The sequence below is a fragment of the Pseudoalteromonas sp. B131b genome (assembly GCF_037162545.1).
GTDB lineage: Bacteria > Pseudomonadota > Gammaproteobacteria > Enterobacterales > Alteromonadaceae > Pseudoalteromonas > Pseudoalteromonas fuliginea.
On the sequence record NZ_JARLUZ010000001.1, the window covers coordinates 2,225,996 to 2,246,655 of the forward strand.

Here is a 20,660-nt window from a genome sequence, read left to right on the forward strand (position 1 = left end):
ATTACTCGCGATGATAAGGATGGTTGTTATTTAAGCTCCAGCCTCTGTAAAGGCTCTCTGCAACAATAATACGCACCAAGGGGTGCGGCAATGTTAAATTAGATAACGACCATTTTTGCTCAGACGCTGCAATGCACTCTGGAGCAAGCCCTTCAGGTCCGCCAATAAGTAAACTTACATCACGACCATCGAGTTGCCATTTTTCCATATTTTTAGCAAGTTGGTGAGTATCCAGTGCTTTCCCTGTTACCTCTAACGTTACAATACGATTGCCTTTTGGAATAGCCGCTAATGTTTTTTCACCTTCAATGTGTAAAATGCGCTTTATGTCTGCGTTTTTGCCACGTTTACCGGCAGGGATTTCAATTAACTCAAGGGCCATATCTTTAGGGAAACGGCGCTGATATTCTGCAAATCCCGTTTCTACCCATGCTGGCATTTTTGTACCAACAGCAATCATTTGTATTTTCACGTATTACTTCCAAGCATTGTCTAAAATGAGTGCGTGTTTAGCCCCATAGTTTTTCTAGATCGTAATAGCTACGTGCTTCGTTTTGCATCACGTGTACAACTACATCACCTAAATCAACCAGTGCCCATTCGCCATCGCCTTCACCTTCATAACCTAATGGTTCTGAATCTGCGTGACGCGCTTCTTTTGCTAAGTGATCGGCAATTGACTGCACGTGACGTTTAGAAGTACCAGAACAAATTACCATGTAATCTGTAATATCTGATGTCTTTGTTACGTCAATATGAACGATGTCACGTGCTTTCATATCGTCAATTTTATCCATTGCAAAGGCGAGTAGTTGTTTTGAATCCAAGGTTTTGTCTCAATTTAAAAATTTAATGGCGCGCATTTTAACACGCTAGGCGTTTTTAAGCATCAATTTGATAGAGCTGATGCTGTTCTATGTAATGACTCACTGCAGCGGGTAATAGTTCATTCTTTTTATTGCTTTTTTCAGTTGTTCGCGAATTGTACTCGAAGCAGCATCGAGCATTTTACCCGGTAAAAAATAAAGTTTACCAGCAAGTGAGTGCTCAAGTAAGGTTGCTTCGTCTACATTCGCATCTTGCATATAGCCTTTTAGTTCACCACTTGCAGTACAATGTTGAGCAGGGCGCTGATATACCACAATATGACAAAGCTGCGTAATTGCCTTCCACTCAAACCATTTATCGAGATTGTTAAATGAGTCCATACCAATTAAAAATAAGATAGGTGTAGTAGGGTGCTCTTTACGAAGTTCTTGCAAGCTAAGTAACGAATACGATGGGCCGGCTCGGTTAAGTTCTCTTAAATCGAGTTTAAAATGAGGGTAGGGCACAATAGCCGCGTTTAGCATATTAATACGGTGCTGCGTACTAATACCAGGCGCTGCTTTATGCGCCGGTAATGCACAAGGCATAAAATAAAGCGTGTTTAAATTAAACGCATTAACACATTGCTGCGCCATATTTATATGGCCTAAATGGACAGGGTCGAAAGTGCCACCAAAAATTGCGATCATTTAACACCTATTAGCTATTTATTAATTAACCGCGTGGCACGGCATAGGAATGTTGAGCGGCTGGCAAAATTTAATACAAATATGAGCAAGCGCTTGGTAAGGGGCAATTAAATTACCTTGCTTATAACTGGCATCAAACAAAGCTACATCACTATTTATTTGTTCAAGTGTGTGTATGTTTAAGCGGTTAATTGCGTTTTGAACTGGCCCTTGCTGGTTTTTCCAAATAGCATTTTGTTTAAATAAATTAGCGATTGGTTCGCCATTTAATAAACCAAGTTGCACATTTATTAGCGTATTAAGCTCTTTGGTTATAGCCCATAAAATACTCACCACTTCGGTGTTATCGCTGGCAAGTTTGTTTAATACTTTTATAGCTTGTTTAGCGTGGCCATTTAATAGTGCATCGCTTAAATCAAAAATATCAAACTTGGCTTGGTTTAACAGCCCTTGCATTACTAATTGCTGAGTAATTAATGCATTGCCGTGCAGTAGTGAGAGCTTTTCAAGCTCTTGGAAGCACGCTAATAAGTTACCTTCTGTGGCATTTATTAAACTCAGTTTGGCATCGTTTTGCATGTTGAGCGATAAGCGTTGGCACTGTTCATCAAGCCATCGTTTTACATGCGTGCCGGTAAGCGGGTAGCAAGGTACAAATACGCCTTGCTTATCAAGGGCTTTAAACCATGCACCGCGTTGTACTTCTTGGCTGGCTTTAGCGCCTTTAACAATTAAAATAGTATCTGGATTAACCAGCTCAATTACTTTTTTAAAGGTGTTGCTGCCAATAACGCCTGGTTTTTGTTGGTTTAAATCAAGCTCAATAATAGTGCGCGCGCTAAATAGTGACATGCTTTGATATTGAGCTATGATTTCTTGCCAATCGAATCCTTGCATTAAAGTAAACTTAATTACTTCGTCAAAGCCTTGTGCTTTAGCACTGTCGCGAATTTGTTGTACGCACTGTGCTTCTTGAAAAGGCTCTTCCCCAAACACTAAATAAAAGGGCTTTAGCCCTTTATTTAATTCACTCGGTAGTTGATTAGCATAACAGCGCATTATAGTTGCGACAGCTCTCTAACAATACGACGACTGGCTTGCTCACGGATCTCGCTAATGAGTAGCTCAAGCTCTTTTGCTTTAGCTAGCGCATGATCTGGATCGTCTTGGTAATTACGGTAAAGCTCAAAGCGCTTTTCAATGGCTTTTTCGCCAGGGCGTTTAACTACATACGATACGCCATAAGCGAGTTCGTATTCAGCTACTTGACCATTTTGAAATAACGATAGTGTTTGACGTTCAATACTTTCTTTATACAAATATAATTGGGCTTTATCTTTAGCTGCTGATATTAGCTCTACATTACTCGCTCTTAGCTCGTTTTTAAGGCTTTCAAATAAGGCTGACTTTTCATCATCACCTACAAGAGTTAGCTGTTTTAGGTTATCAGGCATGCTAGAGGCTTTTTTTAGATGAAACCCGCAGCTAGTTATCAAAAAACAGACTAGCACTAAGGCTAGTCCGTTTTTAATGGCGTTAAATGCAGCCATATTAGTTAGCTACCACGTTAAGTAGCTTGCCTGGTACGTAAATGATTTTACGAATGGTTGAGCCATCAGTAAATTTAGTTACATTAGATTCTGCAAACGCAAGGGTTTCTACTTGCTCTTGCGTTGCATCAGCTGCAACGGTTAACTTAGCGCGGAGCTTGCCGTTTACTTGTACGATGATTAGTTTTTCATCTTCAACAAGTGCCGACTCATCAACTTTTGGCCATGCAGCATCCAAAATCTCACCTTCTTTACCTAACTCTTTCCAAAGCTCGTGCGATAAATGTGGCGTAATAGGTGCAAGCATAATAATAAGCGCTTCTAATGCTTCGTTTGCAATTGCTATATCTTGGGTATCTATTAAAGGTGCTTTTAATAATTTATTAGAAAGCTCCATAATAGCTGCAATGGCGGTATTAAAGGTTTGACGACGTTCAACATCATCAGTCACTTTAGCAATCGCTTTGTGTAAGTCGCGACGTAATACTTTTTGTGGGTTTGTTAGCGCTGATTTATCAAGTGCTTGGTAACCTACTGTTTTAACGTCTACCGCGTATTTCCATACACGTTTTAAGAAGCGATGCGCGCCTTCAACACCTGAGTCTGACCATTCAAGCGTTTGCTCTGGTGGTGCTGTAAACATCATGAATAAACGCACAGTATCTGCACCATATTGGGCAATTACATGTTGCGGGTCTATACCGTTGTTTTTAGACTTGGACATTTTGCTCATGCCTGATGAGAAAACTGGCTCACCGTCCTCTTTATGCCATGCTTTAGTCACGCGGCCTTTATCGTCGGTTTCAGTGTTTACATCACTTGGCGAGATCCAAATATCGCCGCCTTTTTCATCTTTACGATAAAATGTTTCAGCAAGCACCATACCTTGACAAAGTAAGCGGTCAAACGGCTCGTCTGAATTAACTAAACCAAAGTCACGTAATAATTTATGGAAAAAGCGCGAGTACAATAAATGTAAAATAGCGTGCTCAATACCACCAATGTATTGGTTTACTGGCAACCAGTAGTTAGCAGCCGCGGGATCTAGCATGCCTTCGTTGTAGCGTGGGCTACAGTAGCGTGCGTAGTACCAAGAAGACTCCATAAAGGTGTCAAACGTATCCGTTTCGTGAAACGCAGGTGCGCCATTAACTGTTGTTTTAGCCCACTCTGGGTCTGCTTTAAGTGGTGAAGTTACACCGTTCATTACCACATCTTCAGGTAAGCGAACGGGTAGCATATCTTCTGTTGCTGCAAGCTCTTTACCATCTTCGTCGCTAAGCATTGGGATTGGTGAACCCCAATAACGTTGACGGCTCACACCCCAGTCACGCAGGCGGAAGTTTACTTTGCGCTCACCAACACCGAGAGCTTCTAATTTATCCGCAATGGCTTTAAAACCAGCGTCAAAATCAAGGCCGTTAAACTCACCTGAATTTACAAGTACGCCTTTATCAGTAAACGCTGATTCTTTAAGGTTTACTTCAAGGTCTGAACCTTCAACCGGTGCAATGACTTGTTTTATATCAAGACCGTAAGCGGTTGCAAACTCAAAGTCGCGTTGATCGTGTGCAGGTACTGCCATTACAGCGCCTGAGCCGTAATGCATTAATACAAAGTTAGCAACCCAAATTGGTACTTGCTCGCCCGTTAATGGGTGAGTGGCGTAAAAGCCTGTTGCAATGCCTTTTTTCTCCATTGTTGCCATGTCTGCTTCGGCAACTTTGGTGTTTTTGCATTCTTCAACAAACATTGCAATAGCATCGCTATTTTTAGCCGCTTCTTGCGCAATAGGGTGACCACCGGCAACAGCAACATACGTAACACCCATAAAGGTATCTGGACGAGTTGTGTATACGCTAAATGTTTCGTCGTTATCGGTGCGTTTAAATTCAATATCACAGCCTTCAGAGCGGCCAATCCAGTTGCGCTGCATTGTTTTAACTTGCTCTGGCCAATCTTCCAACTGATCTAAGTCGTCTAGTAGCTCTTGTGCATAATCAGTAATTTTAATAAACCACTGTGGAATTTCTTTTTGCTCAACCACAGCGCCTGAACGCCAACCGCGACCGTCAATAACTTGCTCGTTAGCTAATACTGTTTGATCCACTGGATCCCAGTTAACTGTCGACATTTTTTTATACACTAGGCCTTTTTCGTAAAGCTTAGTGAAAAACCACTGCTCCCACTTGTAGTATTCTGGATGACACGTCGCAATTTCGCGATCCCAATCATAACCAAAACCTAATTGTTTAAGCTGTGTACGCATGTAATCAATGTTTTCGTATGTCCACTTAGCTGGTGCTGTTTTGTTTTTAATAGCGGCGTTTTCTGCAGGTAAACCAAACGCATCCCAACCCATAGGTTGCATTACGTTTTTGCCTTGCAGGCGCTGGAAACGAGAAACAACATCACCGATGGTGTAGTTACGTACATGACCCATATGCAGTCGACCACTCGGATAAGGAAACATAGAAAGGCAGTAATACTTTTCTTTATTCTCATCTTCAGTGACTTTAAATACCTGGTTTTCTTCCCAGTAGCTTTGTACTTTTGACTCTATATCTTGCGGGTTATATTGCTCTTGCATCTATGGTTCCAGACTTCTTGCAAACTAATAAAAAATTGCCGTTAGGATACCCCAAATAAAACACTATTCACAGCGTCAAAAACATGCTTTTATTAAATTGTAACTTTCAGTGCAGGTTAACCTGCTTTTTTATAATGTAGTTAGCTAAATACATAAGTTACAGACTGATTTAACAGCAATTTTGAAGGAGTAAAAAATGACTGATTACAAAGCATGGCTTAGCAGTTTTACTAGTTGGCTAAAAGATGTAAAAGATCATGGTGTAAAAGATGTAGTTACTGGGTTTGTTGAATCTGAGCAAGCAATCAAAGATTTAAGTCAAGAAAGGTATGAACTTTATAAAAGTTACTTAAAGCATGATATTGAACACATTATTGAGCACGAAGCTTATTACAATTCGCTTGCATGGCAAGAACTTAAAGAATCTTTATGGTTTGAACTCTCGCACATAGAAGATAAAACACAACTAGAGTGGCAATCTTTAAGCCAAGATTTTAAGCACAATGGGGTGTATCACGCAGGCGAATGGATAGCCATGGGCACATTAGTATGTAAGAATTGCAACCATAGCCACGACATTTATCACGCAACGCAAATAATACCTTGCACGCAATGTGATGGAATCTACTTTAGTCGTAAGGCGCTGAACCCTTAAATATTGGTATTAGGTGGCTGCGTGCCACTTAATACGCCCAAAAGCCAGTGAATATGCTGGTAAACAAAGAAGTTAGAATGACGAAAAAATTGCTGCCACTATCTGTTTCAAAGCTCGCACCGAGTATTTCTAGTAATCATGTACATACATGCATGAGTAACCCGTACCCAGAGCAACTTACTTTTATAGGCCAACAACGTGCCCAAAGTGCGCTCGACTTTTCATTAGGTATGGATTTACCTGGCTATAATGTTTATGTAATGGGCGAAGCGGCTCATGGACGTTATACGCTAGTCAAAGATAAACTTAAGCAACACGCAAAAGACAGAGCAACGCCTAATGAATGGTTGTACGTAAATAATTACGCCGATCACCGTGAGCCTATCGCACTTTTTATGCAAGCAGGGCAAAGTAAGCAACTTAGCGACGACATAGACTCATTCTTAGATGAAGTGCTCGACACTTTTCCAGCGGCATTTGATAATCCAGCGTACCAACGCAAGAAAAAATCAATCGATCGCGAGTTTAACGACGCTTACGACAGCGCAATTACCGCAGTTGAAATCGCAGCACTTGAGCAAAGTGTTGCTCTAGTAGAAGAAAAAAGCTCAGTGGGTTTTGCACCACTTGTTGATGGAAAACAATTGAGCGACAGTGAATTTGGTGAGCTTGAAGAAACATTGCGCGAAGAGTTTTTTGAAAAAATCGAAAAGCTAGAAGATGCATTAATAGAAGCGTTAATAGAGCTACCACGGTGGAAACGCGAATCAAAAGAAAAACTTCGTAATCTTAAAAAATCGACCGCAGAGCAAGCCACTAAACCACTTTTAAAAGACTTAGAACATAAGTACGCGACACACATTGGCGTACTGCGTTATTTAAAAGATATTCGCGTTGAAATTATCGACGCGGTACTTGAATGGCTAGATGACGAAGACGAAAGCGAAGAAAGCAAAGAAGACTTTGACCGCAAAGGTATGCTTACCGACTTTTTTGCACCTAACATTTTAGTTGAATTTAAAGAAGACGACGCAGCGCCAGTCGTTTATGAGCCAAACCCAACCTTTGGTAATATATTTGGTAAAATTGAATACGCTACATCCCAAGGTACATTGATTACGAGTTATCGCTCAATTCAGCCCGGTGCATTGCATCGTGCCAATGGTGGTTACTTAATAATGGATGCCGAAAAAATAATGGCTAATCCACAAGTGTGGGATGGTTTAAAGCTGTGTTTAAAAACACATCAAATAAAAAATGATTTACCCTATCAAGACAGCACAGTCGGGACAAGTTTTACGCTTCGCCCGCAACTTATTCCACTTGATGTGAAGATTATTTTATTGGGCTCGCGCGAGTTGTACTACACCATAGGTGAATACGACGAAGAATTTGCTGAGCTATTTAGAGTACTTGCCGATTTTGATTACTACTTACCAAGTAGCGATAAATTACAGTACCAGTTTATTACCAAAGTGACTGAGTATTGCGAGCAAACATTAAAATGCACCGCTACAGAGGCTGCTATGGTACGGTTACTTAAATTTAGTTACCGCCAAGCTGAGCATCATAATAAACTCTCGGCGCGCTTTGCTGATGTGCTTGAATTAGTTGCTGAAGCGAGTTATTACGCGAAACAAGATAACTTAACGGTTATTGATGCATACCATATTGACGAAGCCATTGAAGGCAAACAATATCGTACCGGTCAGATCAGCGAAAACATGCTTAGCGATATAAAAGAAGGCCATACACTTATTGCAACCGATGGCCAAGCTATAGGTAAAGTAAATGGTTTAACAGTACTACACATTGGCGATACCTCGTTTGGTACACCTGCGCGTATTACGGCAACTGTTTATGCAGGCGCCGATGGCGTAATAGACGTTGAACGCGAAGCCGAACTAGGTAAAGCTATCCACTCAAAAGGCGTGATGTTGCTTACCGGCTATTTAGGCAATAAGTACGCACAGCAGTTTAGCTTAACGCTTAGTGCTAATATTGCCATAGAGCAAAGTTATGGTTACATAGATGGCGATAGTGCATCTTTAGCAGAGCTTTGTGCGCTTATTTCATCTATTACAAGCCTCCCTATTAGCCAATCTATCGCGCTGACAGGCTCTATTAACCAACATGGTGATGTACAAGCTATTGGTGGCGTAAACGAAAAAATAGAAGGCTTTTTTAAACTGTGTAAAATGCGTGGTTTAACCGGTTCGCAAGGCGTTATTATTCCTAAATCAAACCAAGTTAACTTAGTACTTGATGACGAGATCCTCAACGCGGTAGAGGCGGGTAAATTTAATATTTACGCAGTTGAAACCGTAGATCAAGCGCTTAACTTATTAATGGATATAGAAGCAGGCGATATTATTGATGACCAGTATCCAGAAAACTCAGTAAACGGTATTGCGCTTGCGCGTCTAAAAGAGATTGCCGACATTGTAAATGGCGATAATGACGACGAAAAAGACGAAGAACTAGATAACGAAAAAGGTTAATAATGATCAATATAATTTTGGCGGTGGTTATCGCCATTTTTTGTTTTTTAATATTTAAAAATAGTAAAAAAGCAAAACAACAAGCAGGCGTAAATGCGCAAATAGGGGCAGATTACTTAGCCGCTAATTCAAAAGTAGAAGGTATAGTAGAAACAGCTTCTGGCTTGCAGTACAAAGTAATGCATAAAGGTGAGAGTGAAAACACACCAAGCTCAACAAGTATGGTTAACGTGCATTATCATGGCACGCTAATCGACGGCACAGTGTTTGACAGCTCAGTAGAGCGTAAAACACCGATTAGTTTTGGTTTGCACCAAGTGATTAAAGGTTGGACCGAAGGCCTACAGTTGATGAGCCCAGGCGATAAATACACGTTTTATGTACCGCATCAATTAGCGTATGGCGAAAAACGTGTAGGCAGTATTCCACCTGCCTCAGTACTTATTTTTGAAGTAGAGTTACTGGCAATTGAATAGTAATTTTATTTGAAGTAATAAACTACTAAGCCCTACTTTAATAAAGTGGGGCTTTTTGTTTTTAGCTAACAATAAAATTTACTCAAGGATTTTAATACGAGGTCGATACCTATAAAAGATGCAAGCTATTTTAGGGACAAAATAATGAAGATTTCAGCGGCTCCCATTCCATACCAAGTACATAGCTCAAATACTCAACCTTTAGCGCAATCAGATAAACTAGCTGTTGAAAAAGGAAGTGAGGAAGAGAATGAGGAAGAGCCAAAATATGTGTTATCAAAGTTTTTAGATACCAAAGCGCAAAAATACAGTGAAGATAACGCAACATTTGGCGATCAGTATAAAAATCTCGAAAAAGTATATAAACACTTCACTGGGCGAGTTATTGCGTTGCAAGAGCAAATTAATAAACTTAAACAAAGCCCCGTACAACGTAGTTTAACTATAAATACTTCTGTAAGTGAGCTAGATGAAAGTGATGCGAGTTTAACTTTAGACGCTGAGCACCTAGGTTCTAAAAAATATAAAAACACGCAACAGCAAGAGCAAATAGATATGTTAGAGCTGCAATTAGGGGAGTTAAAATCAGAGCAAGCGGCAATAAAGCAACAAATGGTTGAGCTGGTTATTAGTGAAATGAAAAGGCGGGGCGATCACGACTATACTGTATAGCGCCACTAACATGCTGGTGGGTTAGCTTTTAAATTCGATTTTACTCACTTCAAGTTTAAATTTACCTTCTTGCTTGCCTGCAATCATAAAGCCTAGCTGTTTTATATCATCAAAATCAATAATAGGCTGTTGCTCAAGCACTCGTCCGCGATACGTTAAAGTAAAATCACTCGGGGTAAAGTCGATTTCTACCCATTCGCTTTTTATTGTTTTAAATGAGTGGATGTACGCTGCGCCATCAAGGTAAGTAGTTGTTCTGAGCCTAAGCTGATAGATTTGCCCATCGCCTTTAACACGCAGCGCTATAGTTTTTGAGTTTTGACCTTGCGTGTCAATTTCGGTACGTATTGATGCAAAACCGCCGTTATTATCAAGCGAAACATTGCCTGTAAACAGCAAGCTATCTTGTGTTTTTGTTACTTGGCTATTAGATACGCCGCCCATTACAGAGTCGCTAATAACATACCATTGCTGATTTGCATTGGCCTCGCTTGTCGCTAAGACTAAGTTAAATACAAACAGTGACGAAAGCTGTTTAGTGGTCATGGTCGATCCTAATGAATTAACACTTTATTGATACGACTAAAAATATTAATAGTTCACAATGCTGAAAATCAAAAACTAGTATTGATATGCGCGAAATAACTTACTTTTATTTGATTAAGTCAATTTTGTTCAATACCAGCCTCTATTTAATGTAGATACTCACCATCAGTTTGAATTAATTAGAAAGTGAACCATGACTTTATCTTTAATTATGTCAATGTCGTTATTTGCATTAGCTGCGTCTTTATCGCCAGGGCCAGTTAATTTAGTTTCATTGAGCAGCGCACGGTATGGGCTAAGAAATGGCTTAATATTTATAACCGGTGCAACACTTGGGTTTATTTTTTTGTTTTTAGTTATTGGATGGGGTTTAAACTATCTTCTTGATAAATTGCAATGGATCACTGAAGTATTGCAATGGGCTGGTATTACTTTTTTACTTTATTTAAGTTATCAATTATTTGTAGATAATGGTGAATTAAACTCAGACAGTAATAAAAGTTCACCTACCTTTATTACTGGGGTAATCATGCAATGGCTAAACCCAAAAGCATGGTTAGCATCACTATCGGGAATTGCGACTTACATCCCTAATGCAGAGCTATTTGAAGTGTTTACGTTTGCCAGTGTGTATTTACCAATTTGCTGGTTGTCGCTGAGCGTGTGGGTATGGATAGGTATAGTGCTAGGGCAGTACTTTCAAAGTCCTGCAAAAATACGTTTTATGAATAAAGCATTGGCAGTGTTACTTGCCGGGAGTTGCTTTTTTATTATAAGTTAATGTGTTTTTATTCTAAATACAGCGTCGATATTGTGCTGGTGTTGCAGCAACCCGCTGTTTAAATACACGTTGAAAATGAGCTTGATCACTAAATCCTGCATTTTGAGCCACCGTTGAAATGGCATCGCCTTGCTTAAGCGCTTGTTGACTTAGTTGTATACGCAGATTTATCCGATAAGCATGTGGACTCATATTGAAGTGGCGTTTAAATGTACGTATCAAGTAGCTAGTATTAAAGCCAAATTTTTTGCTAATAACCTTAATTGGTTCGTCATCCTGACAATAAAGGGCGAGGTAGTTTGCAACTTTATACAGCCTATTAGGAGGTAGGCACGTATTTTCTTTAATATCAGTGCTATCGATGTATTCAAATAACGTAATCAAATACTGGCTAAGTAAAGACTCTTTTTCTAAAGAAGACAGCTTATTCGACATAAGGTTTCGGCAAACTAAAACAAACTGCTGGTAAAATACAGGGGTTGTTAATGTATCAGGTTGGCTATTACACCAGTGGTTACTTGCCCTTATATTAAACTTAACAAGCAATTGAGCTAACCAACTTTTATCTACATGCATCATATAATAAGCCCAGGGCGAGTTTTGGTTGGGGTTGCATGCGTGTACAGCATCGGGGTTCATTAGCACTAAAGTGCCTTTATCTATTTGGTAAAGTTTGTCTTCACAAATAAATTCACTTTGGCCCTCTAAAATAGCACCAATTGACCACTGAGCATGAGAATGGGCGGCGTAAGTTACTTTTCGACCATCCAAAACTTGCCTTAGTTCTACATAAGGTAGGGCGTTATCTCGCCAAAAAAGAGGGTATGTTGAAGGAATCATAATGAATCTTTTAATGAAGACTTACCGCCAGTATAGCAAAGTTGTAGTATGAAATTCACGCTATATAAAACACCTTTCCATAACTATTAAAAGTATGCTTAATTGCACGCAACTTGTTATGATAACTATTCTTATTAATGGTTAAGATAATAATATGCATGATCTAACTCGTGGCTCCATACCGAAGCATTTAATCAAAATGGCTATTCCTATGATGATAGGAATGATAATTCAAACATTGTATTTTTTAGTTGATTTATATTTTGTAGGTAATTTAGGTGGAAATGCTTTAGCAGGACTCAGCTTAGCGGGTAATGCAATGTTTTTAATTTTTGCACTCACGCAAATTCTTAATGTGGGAACAACCGCGTTGATTTCTCATGCAGCGGGTCGAAAAGATGCCAAAGATGCAAATGCAGTGTTTAATCAAAGTATGATGCTGGCTAGCTTAATGGCCTTGGTTGTCATGTTTTTAGGTTATTTAGGGTCTGATACATACTTAACTAGCATTTCAACAGACCTTGCAACAATTGAAGCGGGACAACGTTATTTGCATTGGTTTTTGCCGGGTATGGCATTGCAGTTTCCTTTAGTTGCAGTTAGTGCTGCGTTAAGAGGAGCCGGTATTGTTAAGCCAACTATGTTGATTCAAACCTTGTCTATTATCGTCAATATTATTTTATCTCCTATTTTAATTATAGGTTGGGGAACTGACTTTCCAATGGGTATAGCCGGAGCTGGGTTGGCAAGTACTATTTCGGTAGTTGTTGCGGTAGTAATGCTATGCGTATACTTTGTTAAGGCTGAAAAGTTCGTTACCTTTAAAGTCAGTTTATGGCGCGTAGATAGCGCTATTATAAAGCGCTTATTAGGGATTGGATTACCCGCAGGAGGTGAATTCTTTTTAATGTTTGCATATATGGGGTTAATTTATTGGTTAATTCAACATTTTGGACCTGAAGCCCAAGCTGGCTTTGGTTTAGGTTCTCGCATAATGCAGTCATTGTTTTTACCTGCAATGGCAATTGCGTTTGCTGCACCAGCCGTCGCGGGTCAAAATTTTGGTGCAAAGCAATTTGACCGTGTCCGAGAAACCTTTTTTGGTCAGCCCTAATGACATGTAGTTTAATGGCAGTGTTAAGCGTAGTTTGCTTTTTTATTCCAGAATTACTAGTGCAAGGGTTCTCTGATGATCAAAATGTTATTTTAGTTGCAGCTACATTTTTACAAATTATTTGTATTAACTTTATTCCTACGGGCATAGTGTTTACGTGTTCGGGGCTATTTCAGTCTCTCGGTAACACACTCCCTTCACTTTATAGTACTACACTGCGGATTATTTTATTTGTTTTACCAGCTCTTTTATTAAGCCAAATGGATGGCTTTAATTTAACGCAATTGTGGTATTTATCGGCAAGCACAGTTGTTGTTCAGGCAGTTATTAGTTTTATGTTATTACGCAGAGAGTTTAGGTATCGCTTACCTAAAAGTGAGCCTATTGATGAGCGCTTAGTAATTTTAAAGTAAATAAATTTATGTAATATAAAAAAGGAGCTGTATGAAATCATAAAGCTCCTTTTTAGTTTATTTATTTACTTTATTGAAGCTATAAATTCTTCATCAGCGTATAGATTCGTAAGCAATTTTTGAACTAATTCTACATAACTTCGCTGCCCGTTTGGTATTGCAATTGCTCCGAGAAAAGAAGAGTCGAAAGTGTGTTCGGCAGATATTACCTTATCAAATAAAGTAATATCGCCATCTGATACAGTAAATTTAACTTTTATAAACGCACTGCCTTCAGAGAAACCTGTTACATCAATGTCTTGCTCAATTACTTTTCCCGAGACTTGCTTTGTTGCAACGCCAGACCATAGTTTTGCTAGTTTTAATTCTTGTATCAAAGCGCTCTCAATATATTCACCATAGCTGTTGCCTACTGATGAAACAAGAGGTGAGCCTCGAAGCGATATCTTATTTAATTTTTTTCAGATTCAATTTTTCCGACTGAGACTGGTGTATTAGACTCTTCTTTTAGTTTAGAAACGTTGCTGATATCTGCACTATAAGGTGGAACTTGAATGGTACATGCACTTAAAAATAAAGCTGCGATTAAACCCAGTGAACTTTTATATTTCATTTTATTTCGGTCCTTATTTATAAGTTTGATTGATCAAGCTCTATAACTAGTTTGTTGAATGCTTCTTCTGTTGCACGTTTTGCAGATAAAGAAAAATCATTTTTAAACTCATCAAATTCAGCTTTGCCAAAACCTTTAACTTCACTATTCCATGCTATATCGCCATTGTTATTTAAAGTTTTACAGTTTAGCGTGAAAGTAAATTCTGTAGGAGGCCATGTGAATAAGCTATCTGAGCTAGATTCCGTTGTTATTGTCGGTATGAATACATACTCAATTTTTTTATCTTTTAAAAATGCACTATTAGTTAATGATTCAAGCTTATAAACGTTTTCAAATTTATTAGAAAGCACAGTATACAGCGCTGCTTCTGTGTCTTTATAAGGTTTGTAACTAACATTATCGCCACCACCACCAGGTGTTTTTACTTGCTTTTTTATATCATCTTCAGAAATATAATAACCTACAGCTGATGCTGATTTATTTTCTGTAACTTGAAGTTTTTCAGTGTCTGGATTTAAACTTATTTGGTGGGCACAGCCACTCAAAATAAGGACAGAAAACAAGAAAAACACGTTAGTTAATAACTTCAAAATATACTCCATGTATTTAATTTTAAGGATGAAAGAAATTCGAGCATTAATATATGTTCAATAGGTACATTTGTAAATGATGTTAACCTAAAGTTTGTAATTTGAGGCTTATATTTCCTTTTATCCCATTGGCCGAGACGATACTTTTAGTAAATTGGGGTAAAGTTAATGTTGAGCAAAAAATAAAAAACGCGTAAGTTAACCGGGTTACCTATTTTAATAACAAGAAAATAAATGAAAGCCAAAGAGATAGAACAATTAGAATTATCAAATTCTGAAACCAGAGAAGTGATTACCCCCTACGCCTTTAAAATTGACAGTGCTTTACTGGGCTTGCCTTTAGCTACGCCAATTCGGCGTGCACTAGCGATTATTATTGATGTTGCACTGATATTTTTAGCAGCCAAACTCAGCGCGACTTTAATAGCATTTGTTGCTGCAATGGCTTTTTATAAAGGTACGGCGCAGCAATACCTTCCAAAAATGTCGAATGTGTGGCGAAGAATCTTAAAAGTAACGGCAGCAAGTATTTTATTTGTAAGCGCACTTACTGTGCTTTCAATTGGCATAGATTACCCAGAAGACGATAACGCAGATCAAAGTTTGGCTGTTCAGGGCGTAAAAATACAAGATGAAATTCAGCTTACCGCCACAGAAAAACAACAGGTAAATACTTATTTAGCGCAAACAGCCGATGACAGCTGTGAGCAACCTTGCCAACAAAGCGCGCTTGATAATTTAATAGGGCAAGTTCCCAAATTAGCAGAAATGGACGACCTACAAAACCCACAACTTGCTACCGTACTTTTACAGCTATTGGTGCTCAGTGAAAATAACGAAATAAAGCCTGCGCAGTTAATAGAAGAAAAACCTGCACAAACAAGCACAAATAGTATTTTGCAGTGGAGCAAAGGCGTTATTCAAGACTTGGGCTTAGGTTTTGGCTGGGCTGCTGTTTACTTTACGTTGTTCTCGTTACTTTGGCGAGGCCAAACACCGGGTAAAAAAGCATGCAATATCCGTGTTGTTGCTTTAAATGGTGAGCCATTAGGGTTGCTCGATTGCTTTGGTCGTTACGGCGGCTACGGCGCAGGTTTTGCTACGGGGTTATTGGGGTTCCTGCAGATATACTGGGACCCAAACAGGCAAGCCATTCAAGATAAAATATCAGCGACTGTGGTTATTAAAGGTAACTTGAATCAAGTTGTAAATGTTGAAACCGTTGTAGATACAGTGAAAGAGTAACAAAAACTGACGAAATTATAAAAAAGTATAGCTAAAAATAAAAAAAGGTCTAAAATTAGAGCTTAATTTAGTTCTTTTTAGGTGTTTTATGAGACAGGTTTTAGCTGATTGTTCGGCAAGTATTTCAGAACTTAAAAAAATCCAACCGCGCTTTTGAATGAAGCAGATGGTGCTGCAATAGCCATATTAAATCATAATAAGCCCGCAGCTTACTTAGTGCCTGCACAAATGTATGAGCTACTAATGGAACAACTGGATGATTATGAACTAACTAAAGTTGTTCAGAGCCGCAGAGGCGATTTATCTCAAGCGATTACAGTTAGTATAGATGACTTATAAGTTAAAGTTTTTACCTGCGGCACTAAAGGAGTGGGGGAAGCTTGCACCTCCACTTAAAAGCCAGTTTAAAAAGAAGCTCATTGAGCGCTTAGATAATCCGCATGTGCCAGCCTCTAAATTACGCGGCTTCGATAATGTTTACAAAATAAAATTGCGTACGGCAGGATATCGCCTAGCTTACGAAGTTATTGATGACGAAATTGTGGTTTATGTACTGGCAATTGGTAAACGCGATAAAGATGCAATATATAAAAAGTTAGTGTCGCGCATTAAGTGATTTTTAGGTTTATCTTCTACATCGATTTACAATAGTTTATAGAACTGAGATTTAAATTATTTTAGTTTCATTCAGGATGATATGGACAAGTTAAAGTTTTTAATAATATCAGATCTTCATTCAAGTGTTGGAAAAGAGCACTGTGAAGATTCAAAGCTTACCTTTAATAGTGATGGTACGAGCGGTGAGCACGGTAATACATTTATCCAGTATTTAGAGAGTCTTAATCAAGATTTTAACTTTTTAGTATGTCCCGGGGATATTTCTAATAAAGGAGATGTTGATGGGTTCAAGGCTGGTTGGTCATTTATTAATAAAATTAAGAACGATTTAAGTATAGACACACTTTTATGTGTTCCTGGTAATCACGATCACCAATCTAGACCTGGAACTAGTTTCTCCGCTATACACGAAATTAAATTTGTAACACCTTCATTCCCATCTGAAAGTAGAAAGTCCAACACTCATTTTTGGGGATGGCATTGGAGTCATATCGAATTTGATGATTGCAATATAATTAAATTAAACTCTAGTGCTTATCATGGATTAAATAATGAGTATAGGCATGGACGTGTAGCGATTGAAACATCAAAGCAAATCAGACATTATTTAGAGTCACCAAAATTTGAAGAAAAAAAGTTTAATATTCTATTATGTCATCACCATCCAATGAAAATGGAACAAGTTGATAGTCGGTTTGACGAAGAATCTATGGAAGGTGGGCAAATGTTGCTCAATGAATTAGAAGAAGCCGATGTGGGCCCATGGTTGATTATTCACGGGCATAAACATTTTGCGAATCTCACTTATGGACCTTCCCAGACTGGTGAACCACCAGTGATATTTTCTGCTGGTAGCCTTGGAGCTAACTTATACCCAGAAATTGAAAATAGAACCTGTAATCAATTCTACATTATCGAAATTGACTTATTGAAGACTTCATCTGAAGAGAGGCTAGTTGGTAAGTTTGAAGCTTATTCATGGAACTTAATGAAAGGTTGGCACCCCTCAGAATGTGACCATTTACCACATAAAGGCGGTTTTGGTTTGAAAAAAGTCCTCAAAACTTTCTTCAAGATATAGAAATGTTACTAAAAGGCTCTAAGTTTCTTGAAGAAGTTGATTTGAAAAACATTCAAGAAGAACTCGATTTTTGTACCCCAGTTGAATTCAAAAAATTGATGAAAAGAATGGAAAAAAACAGTTTTGAAATAGAGTTTATTGGAAATAAGTTAATTCAGGTGGCTCGCTCATGATTGATGAAAATATAAATTTTAATGATTCGTTTAACGCTAAAGCAACATCTAAAGTTAACTTGGTGAGTAGCTTTATTTCAAATGCTTACTATGAACTGTTGTCTTCGCCAAATAACTCAATAATGATAGGGCCACGGGGAAGTGGAAAAACAACTTTATTGAGAATGCTTGACGCAGAGGCTTTAGATATTTGGGATAAACCTCATGCTAGTGCATACAGAGAAAAAATTTCTTTTTCTGGTGTATTTGTTCCTACTGATAGGTTTTGGAAGACCCAATATGAGAGGTTTTCAAAAAAATACAGTCAATCCAATATTTTTATTAAATACTTGGAGTCGACCTTTTTATATCATACTTTAGAATGTCTTTTACAAGTGGTTTGCTATAGAACAAATCGAAATATATGTAAAAAAAATAATTTTCGTCACATCAGCTTAAGTAAATTTGATGAGGCGGAGTTAGTGCAAAATTTATCTCACTTTTGGGAGGTAAATAGTAAAATCCCATCCTTAAGAGGTTTGTTAATTGCGACATCTTTGAAAAAGCAAAAGATCTCAACTTTTCTTTCAAAAGGAGACGATTCTGAAGTCGCTGATTTTAAAATTATTGATGGACATCTTCTCAGTATTTTAGAACACAGTATTTTAGTGATTAATGAGTATTTAGGTGAGGGGGATGGTAAATGGGCTTTTCTTTTTGATGAATTAGAGCTTGCTCCAGAAGAATTAATACAGCCTCTAATTACAGCAATGAGGGGGGGCCTCAGAATATTATATTTAAATTAGCATTATCACCCTATCATCAAGGTGTAAATATTACAAAAGACGCATTTTCTGGGATGAACGCTGAAGACTTGTCTATCATAAACCTGAGTGGTGTAAGAAAAGATGGTTTTAATTTTGCAAAAAAATTAAGTGAAAATATTTTTAGAAAAAACAATTTGAACAATGATATCGAAAGTTACTTTGAAAGTTCGAATAAAGTAAATAGGGAAAAAGATCTAAATAGTTTAATGAATAAAGATGAGTCATTTAAAAGCTACATTTTAAGAAATGAACTTCTATTTGATAACTATGAAGATTTAGACTCATCAAAAAGGGATGTTTATCGGCGAATTCAATTTAATGTTCACTTAAGAAATTATTATATGAAAAACCAAGATACTAAAGCATCTAGGAAAACACCTCCATCATATTATATTGGATTTAATAATATATGTTCAATGCTTGAATACAACCCTCGTATGCTGGTGGGTATAATGAATGCATTTGCCGCTACAGCAAAAGAAAAAGGAAAAATAAAGAGCAATGAGCAGTTAGAAAGCATAAAAAAATACTCGTTATCATTTAAATCATTGTTAAGTACTATTGCGATAGACTCTACAGGAAATATGTTCCCAACTTTATTTGATATAATTGATAAAATTGCAAAGTATTTTCAATATGAGATATATAGCCACGACTTTAACCCAGATCCAGTTGGGAGTATAAAGCTTAATAGTAAAGACTATTTGAATTATATTAAAGCAATTGGATTAGCATTAAACTCTGGCGCATTAATTATAGAGAAAGAGAAATTAGATTCATTTCATGAAATAGATAACATTAAAAATTCTAGGTTTAGGCTTTCATATTTATTTGCTGCAGATTATAAGCTTTTACTTAACAATCAACGTCCAATTGATTTAATAAAGATACTCAATAATACACATATTGATGTTATCGATCCATCCGGGAAATTAGTAAGCCAAAAGGAGTTATTCTAATGTACTTCAACAAAGTAGCGGAAGTAGATAATTTTAACTTAGCTATATTCGGCTTAGGGTATGAAAGTAGGTCAATTACGGCTTCAGAGAGGTATGCTTCCAAATCAAAGTTATCAATTGTACTTGGTTATACTTCAAATAGAGAGTGCTTGAGATATAAAGAAAATAAAGCTTACTATGAAGACTTAAGCGCTAATATTCATGAATTAGATAATTCAAAAGTTGTACCTTTACTGAAAAACATAATTGTAGAAAATTATTTAGATGTGGAGCCAATATCTGTACTTGTCGATATTACAGTTATGTGTAGAAGTCGCCTTGCTAATGTTCTTTACTTTTTACTGAATGAGTTGAAAGAAGGTAGTAGTATTTCAATTTGTTATAACTTATCAAGTTTCGTAGCTCCCCCAAAAGGTATTCAGCCAGTAAAGAAAATGGGGCCAATTATTGATGAACTCAGTGGCAGTCTAGGAAATTTGTCTTTGCCAACTAGCCTTGTTTTTGGTTTAGGTTACGAAGAGAATAAGGCTTTAGGTGTACATAACTATTATGATGCGGAACATACATTTGCTTTTATTCCGAAAAATGGGTTATCAGATTTTGAGACTCATGTAAGGACAAATAATTTGGTTCTGCTTGAAGGTTTGAATCAAGAAAGTGTTTTCACATATGATGTTTCAAAGCCTTATTCTACATATGTAGATCTAAAGTCTTTGTTGTTGTCATTATCAGACTTTTCTAGAGTTGTCTTAATACCCCTAGGCCCTAAGATATTATCAGCAATTGCTGTAATATTAGGCTATGAACTTTTCCCCGAATTACCTGTCTGGAGGGTTTCATCGTTGCACTCTGAGACTCCTGTTGAACGAGCATCGCAAAAAGAGATAATTTTCTCTGTAACTAAATAGATATGATTT

At 37.7% G+C, this 20,660-nt stretch carries 24 protein-coding genes and 2 pseudogenes; 15 read left to right on the forward strand and 11 right to left on the reverse strand.

Annotation, left to right across the window (positions count from 1 at the left end):
• Position 1: 1 nt before the first annotated feature.
• From rlmH to leuS, 6 genes and pseudogenes are all read right to left on the reverse strand, one after another.
• Positions 2–472 carry a 23S rRNA (pseudouridine(1915)-N(3))-methyltransferase RlmH gene (gene rlmH / locus P4S65_RS10170; RefSeq protein WP_002958522.1) on the reverse strand — a complete coding sequence of 157 codons (471 nt, stop codon included), beginning with the start codon at positions 470–472 and terminating at the stop codon, positions 2–4.
• Between the two features lie 37 nt (positions 473–509).
• Entirely contained in the window at positions 510–827 is a 318-nt protein-coding gene (rsfS, locus tag P4S65_RS10175) for a ribosome silencing factor (RefSeq protein ID WP_007378254.1), read from the reverse strand.
• Between the two features lie 55 nt (positions 828–882).
• A pseudogene (gene nadD / locus P4S65_RS10180) lies at positions 883–1,517 on the reverse strand (nicotinate-nucleotide adenylyltransferase).
• Between the two features lie 21 nt (positions 1,518–1,538).
• Entirely contained in the window at positions 1,539–2,576 is a 1,038-nt protein-coding gene (holA, locus tag P4S65_RS10185) for a DNA polymerase III subunit delta (protein WP_007378256.1), read from the reverse strand.
• The gene (locus P4S65_RS10190) at positions 2,576–3,067 is read right to left on the reverse strand and encodes an LPS-assembly lipoprotein LptE (protein ID WP_033028517.1); all 492 of its coding nucleotides are present in this window, start codon (positions 3,065–3,067) and stop codon (positions 2,576–2,578) included. The genes holA and P4S65_RS10190 overlap by 1 nt, the downstream gene beginning before the upstream one ends.
• A 1-nt stretch (position 3,068) precedes the next feature.
• On the reverse strand, positions 3,069–5,657 hold the full coding sequence (gene leuS, locus P4S65_RS10195) for a leucine--tRNA ligase (protein ID WP_096792745.1): 2,589 nt from the start codon (positions 5,655–5,657) through the stop codon (positions 3,069–3,071).
• Between the two features lie 196 nt (positions 5,658–5,853).
• Between leuS and P4S65_RS10200 the strand changes: the two genes are divergently transcribed.
• From P4S65_RS10200 to P4S65_RS10215, 4 genes are all read left to right on the forward strand, one after another.
• Positions 5,854–6,312 (forward strand): zinc ribbon-containing protein, encoded by a 459-nt coding sequence (locus P4S65_RS10200; RefSeq protein WP_007378259.1) that lies wholly within the window; start codon positions 5,854–5,856, stop codon positions 6,310–6,312.
• Positions 6,313–6,389: 77 nt separating this feature from the next.
• Positions 6,390–8,813, forward strand: a complete 2,424-nt coding sequence (locus P4S65_RS10205; protein ID WP_007378260.1) for a Lon protease family protein — start codon at positions 6,390–6,392, stop codon at positions 8,811–8,813.
• Positions 8,814–8,815: 2 nt separating this feature from the next.
• The gene (locus P4S65_RS10210; RefSeq protein ID WP_096792746.1) at positions 8,816–9,289 is read left to right on the forward strand and encodes an FKBP-type peptidyl-prolyl cis-trans isomerase; all 474 of its coding nucleotides are present in this window, start codon (positions 8,816–8,818) and stop codon (positions 9,287–9,289) included.
• 144 nt (positions 9,290–9,433) lie between these two features.
• On the forward strand, positions 9,434–9,961 hold the full coding sequence (locus P4S65_RS10215; protein WP_096792747.1) for a hypothetical protein: 528 nt from the start codon (positions 9,434–9,436) through the stop codon (positions 9,959–9,961).
• A gap of 21 nt (positions 9,962–9,982) precedes the next feature.
• On the opposite strand, the gene P4S65_RS10220 is transcribed toward P4S65_RS10215, so the two are convergent.
• Entirely contained in the window at positions 9,983–10,507 is a 525-nt protein-coding gene (locus P4S65_RS10220) for a CIA30 family protein (protein ID WP_096792748.1), read from the reverse strand.
• A gap of 193 nt (positions 10,508–10,700) precedes the next feature.
• Here P4S65_RS10220 and P4S65_RS10225 point away from each other — a divergent pair, with 193 nt between their 5' ends.
• The gene (locus P4S65_RS10225) at positions 10,701–11,288 is read left to right on the forward strand and encodes a LysE family translocator (RefSeq protein ID WP_138584833.1); all 588 of its coding nucleotides are present in this window, start codon (positions 10,701–10,703) and stop codon (positions 11,286–11,288) included.
• Between the two features lie 12 nt (positions 11,289–11,300).
• On the opposite strand, the gene P4S65_RS10230 is transcribed toward P4S65_RS10225, so the two are convergent.
• On the reverse strand, positions 11,301–12,128 hold the full coding sequence (locus tag P4S65_RS10230) for an AraC family transcriptional regulator (protein WP_008134662.1): 828 nt from the start codon (positions 12,126–12,128) through the stop codon (positions 11,301–11,303).
• A 154-nt stretch (positions 12,129–12,282) separates the two neighbouring features.
• On the opposite strand from P4S65_RS10230, the gene P4S65_RS10235 reads away from it, so the two are divergent.
• The gene (locus tag P4S65_RS10235) at positions 12,283–13,242 is read left to right on the forward strand and encodes an MATE family efflux transporter (protein ID WP_337120102.1); all 960 of its coding nucleotides are present in this window, start codon (positions 12,283–12,285) and stop codon (positions 13,240–13,242) included.
• Between the two features lie 14 nt (positions 13,243–13,256).
• Positions 13,257–13,655: an MATE family efflux transporter gene (locus tag P4S65_RS10240; RefSeq protein ID WP_337120103.1), complete on the forward strand. Its 399-nt coding sequence runs from the start codon at positions 13,257–13,259 to the stop codon at positions 13,653–13,655.
• A gap of 65 nt (positions 13,656–13,720) precedes the next feature.
• Here the strand turns inward: P4S65_RS10240 and P4S65_RS10245 are convergent, their stop codons facing one another.
• The 3 genes from P4S65_RS10245 to P4S65_RS10255 all read right to left on the reverse strand — a co-directional run bounded on the left by P4S65_RS10245 (position 13,721) and on the right by P4S65_RS10255 (position 14,861).
• Positions 13,721–14,032, reverse strand: coding sequence for a hypothetical protein (locus P4S65_RS10245; RefSeq protein ID WP_007378267.1), 312 nt, complete (start codon positions 14,030–14,032; stop codon positions 13,721–13,723).
• Between the two features lie 74 nt (positions 14,033–14,106).
• On the reverse strand, positions 14,107–14,268 hold the full coding sequence (locus P4S65_RS10250) for a hypothetical protein (protein ID WP_337120104.1): 162 nt from the start codon (positions 14,266–14,268) through the stop codon (positions 14,107–14,109).
• Positions 14,269–14,285: 17 nt separating this feature from the next.
• Positions 14,286–14,861, reverse strand: coding sequence for a hypothetical protein (locus P4S65_RS10255; RefSeq protein WP_008134668.1), 576 nt, complete (start codon positions 14,859–14,861; stop codon positions 14,286–14,288).
• 234 nt (positions 14,862–15,095) lie between these two features.
• Between P4S65_RS10255 and P4S65_RS10260 the strand changes: the two genes are divergently transcribed.
• The 8 genes and pseudogenes from P4S65_RS10260 to P4S65_RS10295 all read left to right on the forward strand — a co-directional run bounded on the left by P4S65_RS10260 (position 15,096) and on the right by P4S65_RS10295 (position 20,651).
• The gene (locus P4S65_RS10260) at positions 15,096–16,106 is read left to right on the forward strand and encodes an RDD family protein (protein WP_337120105.1); all 1,011 of its coding nucleotides are present in this window, start codon (positions 15,096–15,098) and stop codon (positions 16,104–16,106) included.
• Between the two features lie 88 nt (positions 16,107–16,194).
• Positions 16,195–16,445: pseudogene (locus P4S65_RS10265) on the forward strand (type II toxin-antitoxin system Phd/YefM family antitoxin).
• The gene (locus tag P4S65_RS10270) at positions 16,435–16,722 is read left to right on the forward strand and encodes a type II toxin-antitoxin system RelE family toxin (RefSeq protein ID WP_337120106.1); all 288 of its coding nucleotides are present in this window, start codon (positions 16,435–16,437) and stop codon (positions 16,720–16,722) included. Before P4S65_RS10265 ends, P4S65_RS10270 begins: the two are co-directional and overlap by 11 nt.
• Positions 16,723–16,803: 81 nt before the next feature.
• Positions 16,804–17,805, forward strand: a complete 1,002-nt coding sequence (locus P4S65_RS10275) for a metallophosphoesterase family protein (protein ID WP_337120107.1) — start codon at positions 16,804–16,806, stop codon at positions 17,803–17,805.
• A gap of 2 nt (positions 17,806–17,807) precedes the next feature.
• On the forward strand, positions 17,808–17,978 hold the full coding sequence (locus tag P4S65_RS10280; protein WP_337120108.1) for a hypothetical protein: 171 nt from the start codon (positions 17,808–17,810) through the stop codon (positions 17,976–17,978).
• Complete coding sequence (locus tag P4S65_RS10285) at positions 17,975–18,763, forward strand: ORC-CDC6 family AAA ATPase (protein WP_337120109.1); 789 nt, start codon at positions 17,975–17,977, stop codon at positions 18,761–18,763. Before P4S65_RS10280 ends, P4S65_RS10285 begins: the two co-directional genes overlap by 4 nt.
• A gap of 29 nt (positions 18,764–18,792) precedes the next feature.
• On the forward strand, positions 18,793–19,743 hold the full coding sequence (locus tag P4S65_RS10290) for an ORC-CDC6 family AAA ATPase (RefSeq protein WP_442961877.1): 951 nt from the start codon (positions 18,793–18,795) through the stop codon (positions 19,741–19,743).
• On the forward strand, positions 19,743–20,651 hold the full coding sequence (locus tag P4S65_RS10295; RefSeq protein WP_337120111.1) for a hypothetical protein: 909 nt from the start codon (positions 19,743–19,745) through the stop codon (positions 20,649–20,651). The genes P4S65_RS10290 and P4S65_RS10295 overlap by 1 nt, the downstream gene beginning before the upstream one ends.
• The last annotated feature ends 9 nt before the right edge of the window (positions 20,652–20,660 follow it).

Excerpts from the sequence above, each read along its gene's own strand:
- holA (WP_007378256.1), bottom strand. The coding sequence starts at position 2,576 with ATGCGCTGTTATGCTAATCAACTACCGAGTGAATTAAATAAAGGGCTA.
- P4S65_RS10190 (WP_033028517.1), bottom strand. The coding sequence starts at position 3,067 with ATGGCTGCATTTAACGCCATTAAAAACGGACTAGCCTTAGTGCTAGTC.
- leuS (WP_096792745.1), bottom strand. The coding sequence starts at position 5,657 with ATGCAAGAGCAATATAACCCGCAAGATATAGAGTCAAAAGTACAAAGC.
- P4S65_RS10200 (WP_007378259.1), top strand. The coding sequence starts at position 5,854 with ATGACTGATTACAAAGCATGGCTTAGCAGTTTTACTAGTTGGCTAAAA.
- P4S65_RS10205 (WP_007378260.1), top strand. The coding sequence starts at position 6,390 with ATGACGAAAAAATTGCTGCCACTATCTGTTTCAAAGCTCGCACCGAGT.
- P4S65_RS10210 (WP_096792746.1), top strand. The coding sequence starts at position 8,816 with ATGATCAATATAATTTTGGCGGTGGTTATCGCCATTTTTTGTTTTTTA.
- P4S65_RS10215 (WP_096792747.1), top strand. The coding sequence starts at position 9,434 with ATGAAGATTTCAGCGGCTCCCATTCCATACCAAGTACATAGCTCAAAT.
- P4S65_RS10220 (WP_096792748.1), bottom strand. The coding sequence starts at position 10,507 with ATGACCACTAAACAGCTTTCGTCACTGTTTGTATTTAACTTAGTCTTA.
- P4S65_RS10225 (WP_138584833.1), top strand. The coding sequence starts at position 10,701 with ATGACTTTATCTTTAATTATGTCAATGTCGTTATTTGCATTAGCTGCG.
- P4S65_RS10230 (WP_008134662.1), bottom strand. The coding sequence starts at position 12,128 with ATGATTCCTTCAACATACCCTCTTTTTTGGCGAGATAACGCCCTACCT.
- P4S65_RS10235 (WP_337120102.1), top strand. The coding sequence starts at position 12,283 with ATGCATGATCTAACTCGTGGCTCCATACCGAAGCATTTAATCAAAATG.
- P4S65_RS10240 (WP_337120103.1), top strand. The coding sequence starts at position 13,257 with ATGGCAGTGTTAAGCGTAGTTTGCTTTTTTATTCCAGAATTACTAGTG.
- P4S65_RS10250 (WP_337120104.1), bottom strand. The coding sequence starts at position 14,268 with ATGAAATATAAAAGTTCACTGGGTTTAATCGCAGCTTTATTTTTAAGT.
- P4S65_RS10260 (WP_337120105.1), top strand. The coding sequence starts at position 15,096 with ATGAAAGCCAAAGAGATAGAACAATTAGAATTATCAAATTCTGAAACC.
- P4S65_RS10270 (WP_337120106.1), top strand. The coding sequence starts at position 16,435 with ATGACTTATAAGTTAAAGTTTTTACCTGCGGCACTAAAGGAGTGGGGG.
- P4S65_RS10275 (WP_337120107.1), top strand. The coding sequence starts at position 16,804 with ATGGACAAGTTAAAGTTTTTAATAATATCAGATCTTCATTCAAGTGTT.
- P4S65_RS10280 (WP_337120108.1), top strand. The coding sequence starts at position 17,808 with ATGTTACTAAAAGGCTCTAAGTTTCTTGAAGAAGTTGATTTGAAAAAC.
- P4S65_RS10285 (WP_337120109.1), top strand. The coding sequence starts at position 17,975 with ATGATTGATGAAAATATAAATTTTAATGATTCGTTTAACGCTAAAGCA.
- P4S65_RS10295 (WP_337120111.1), top strand. The coding sequence starts at position 19,743 with ATGTACTTCAACAAAGTAGCGGAAGTAGATAATTTTAACTTAGCTATA.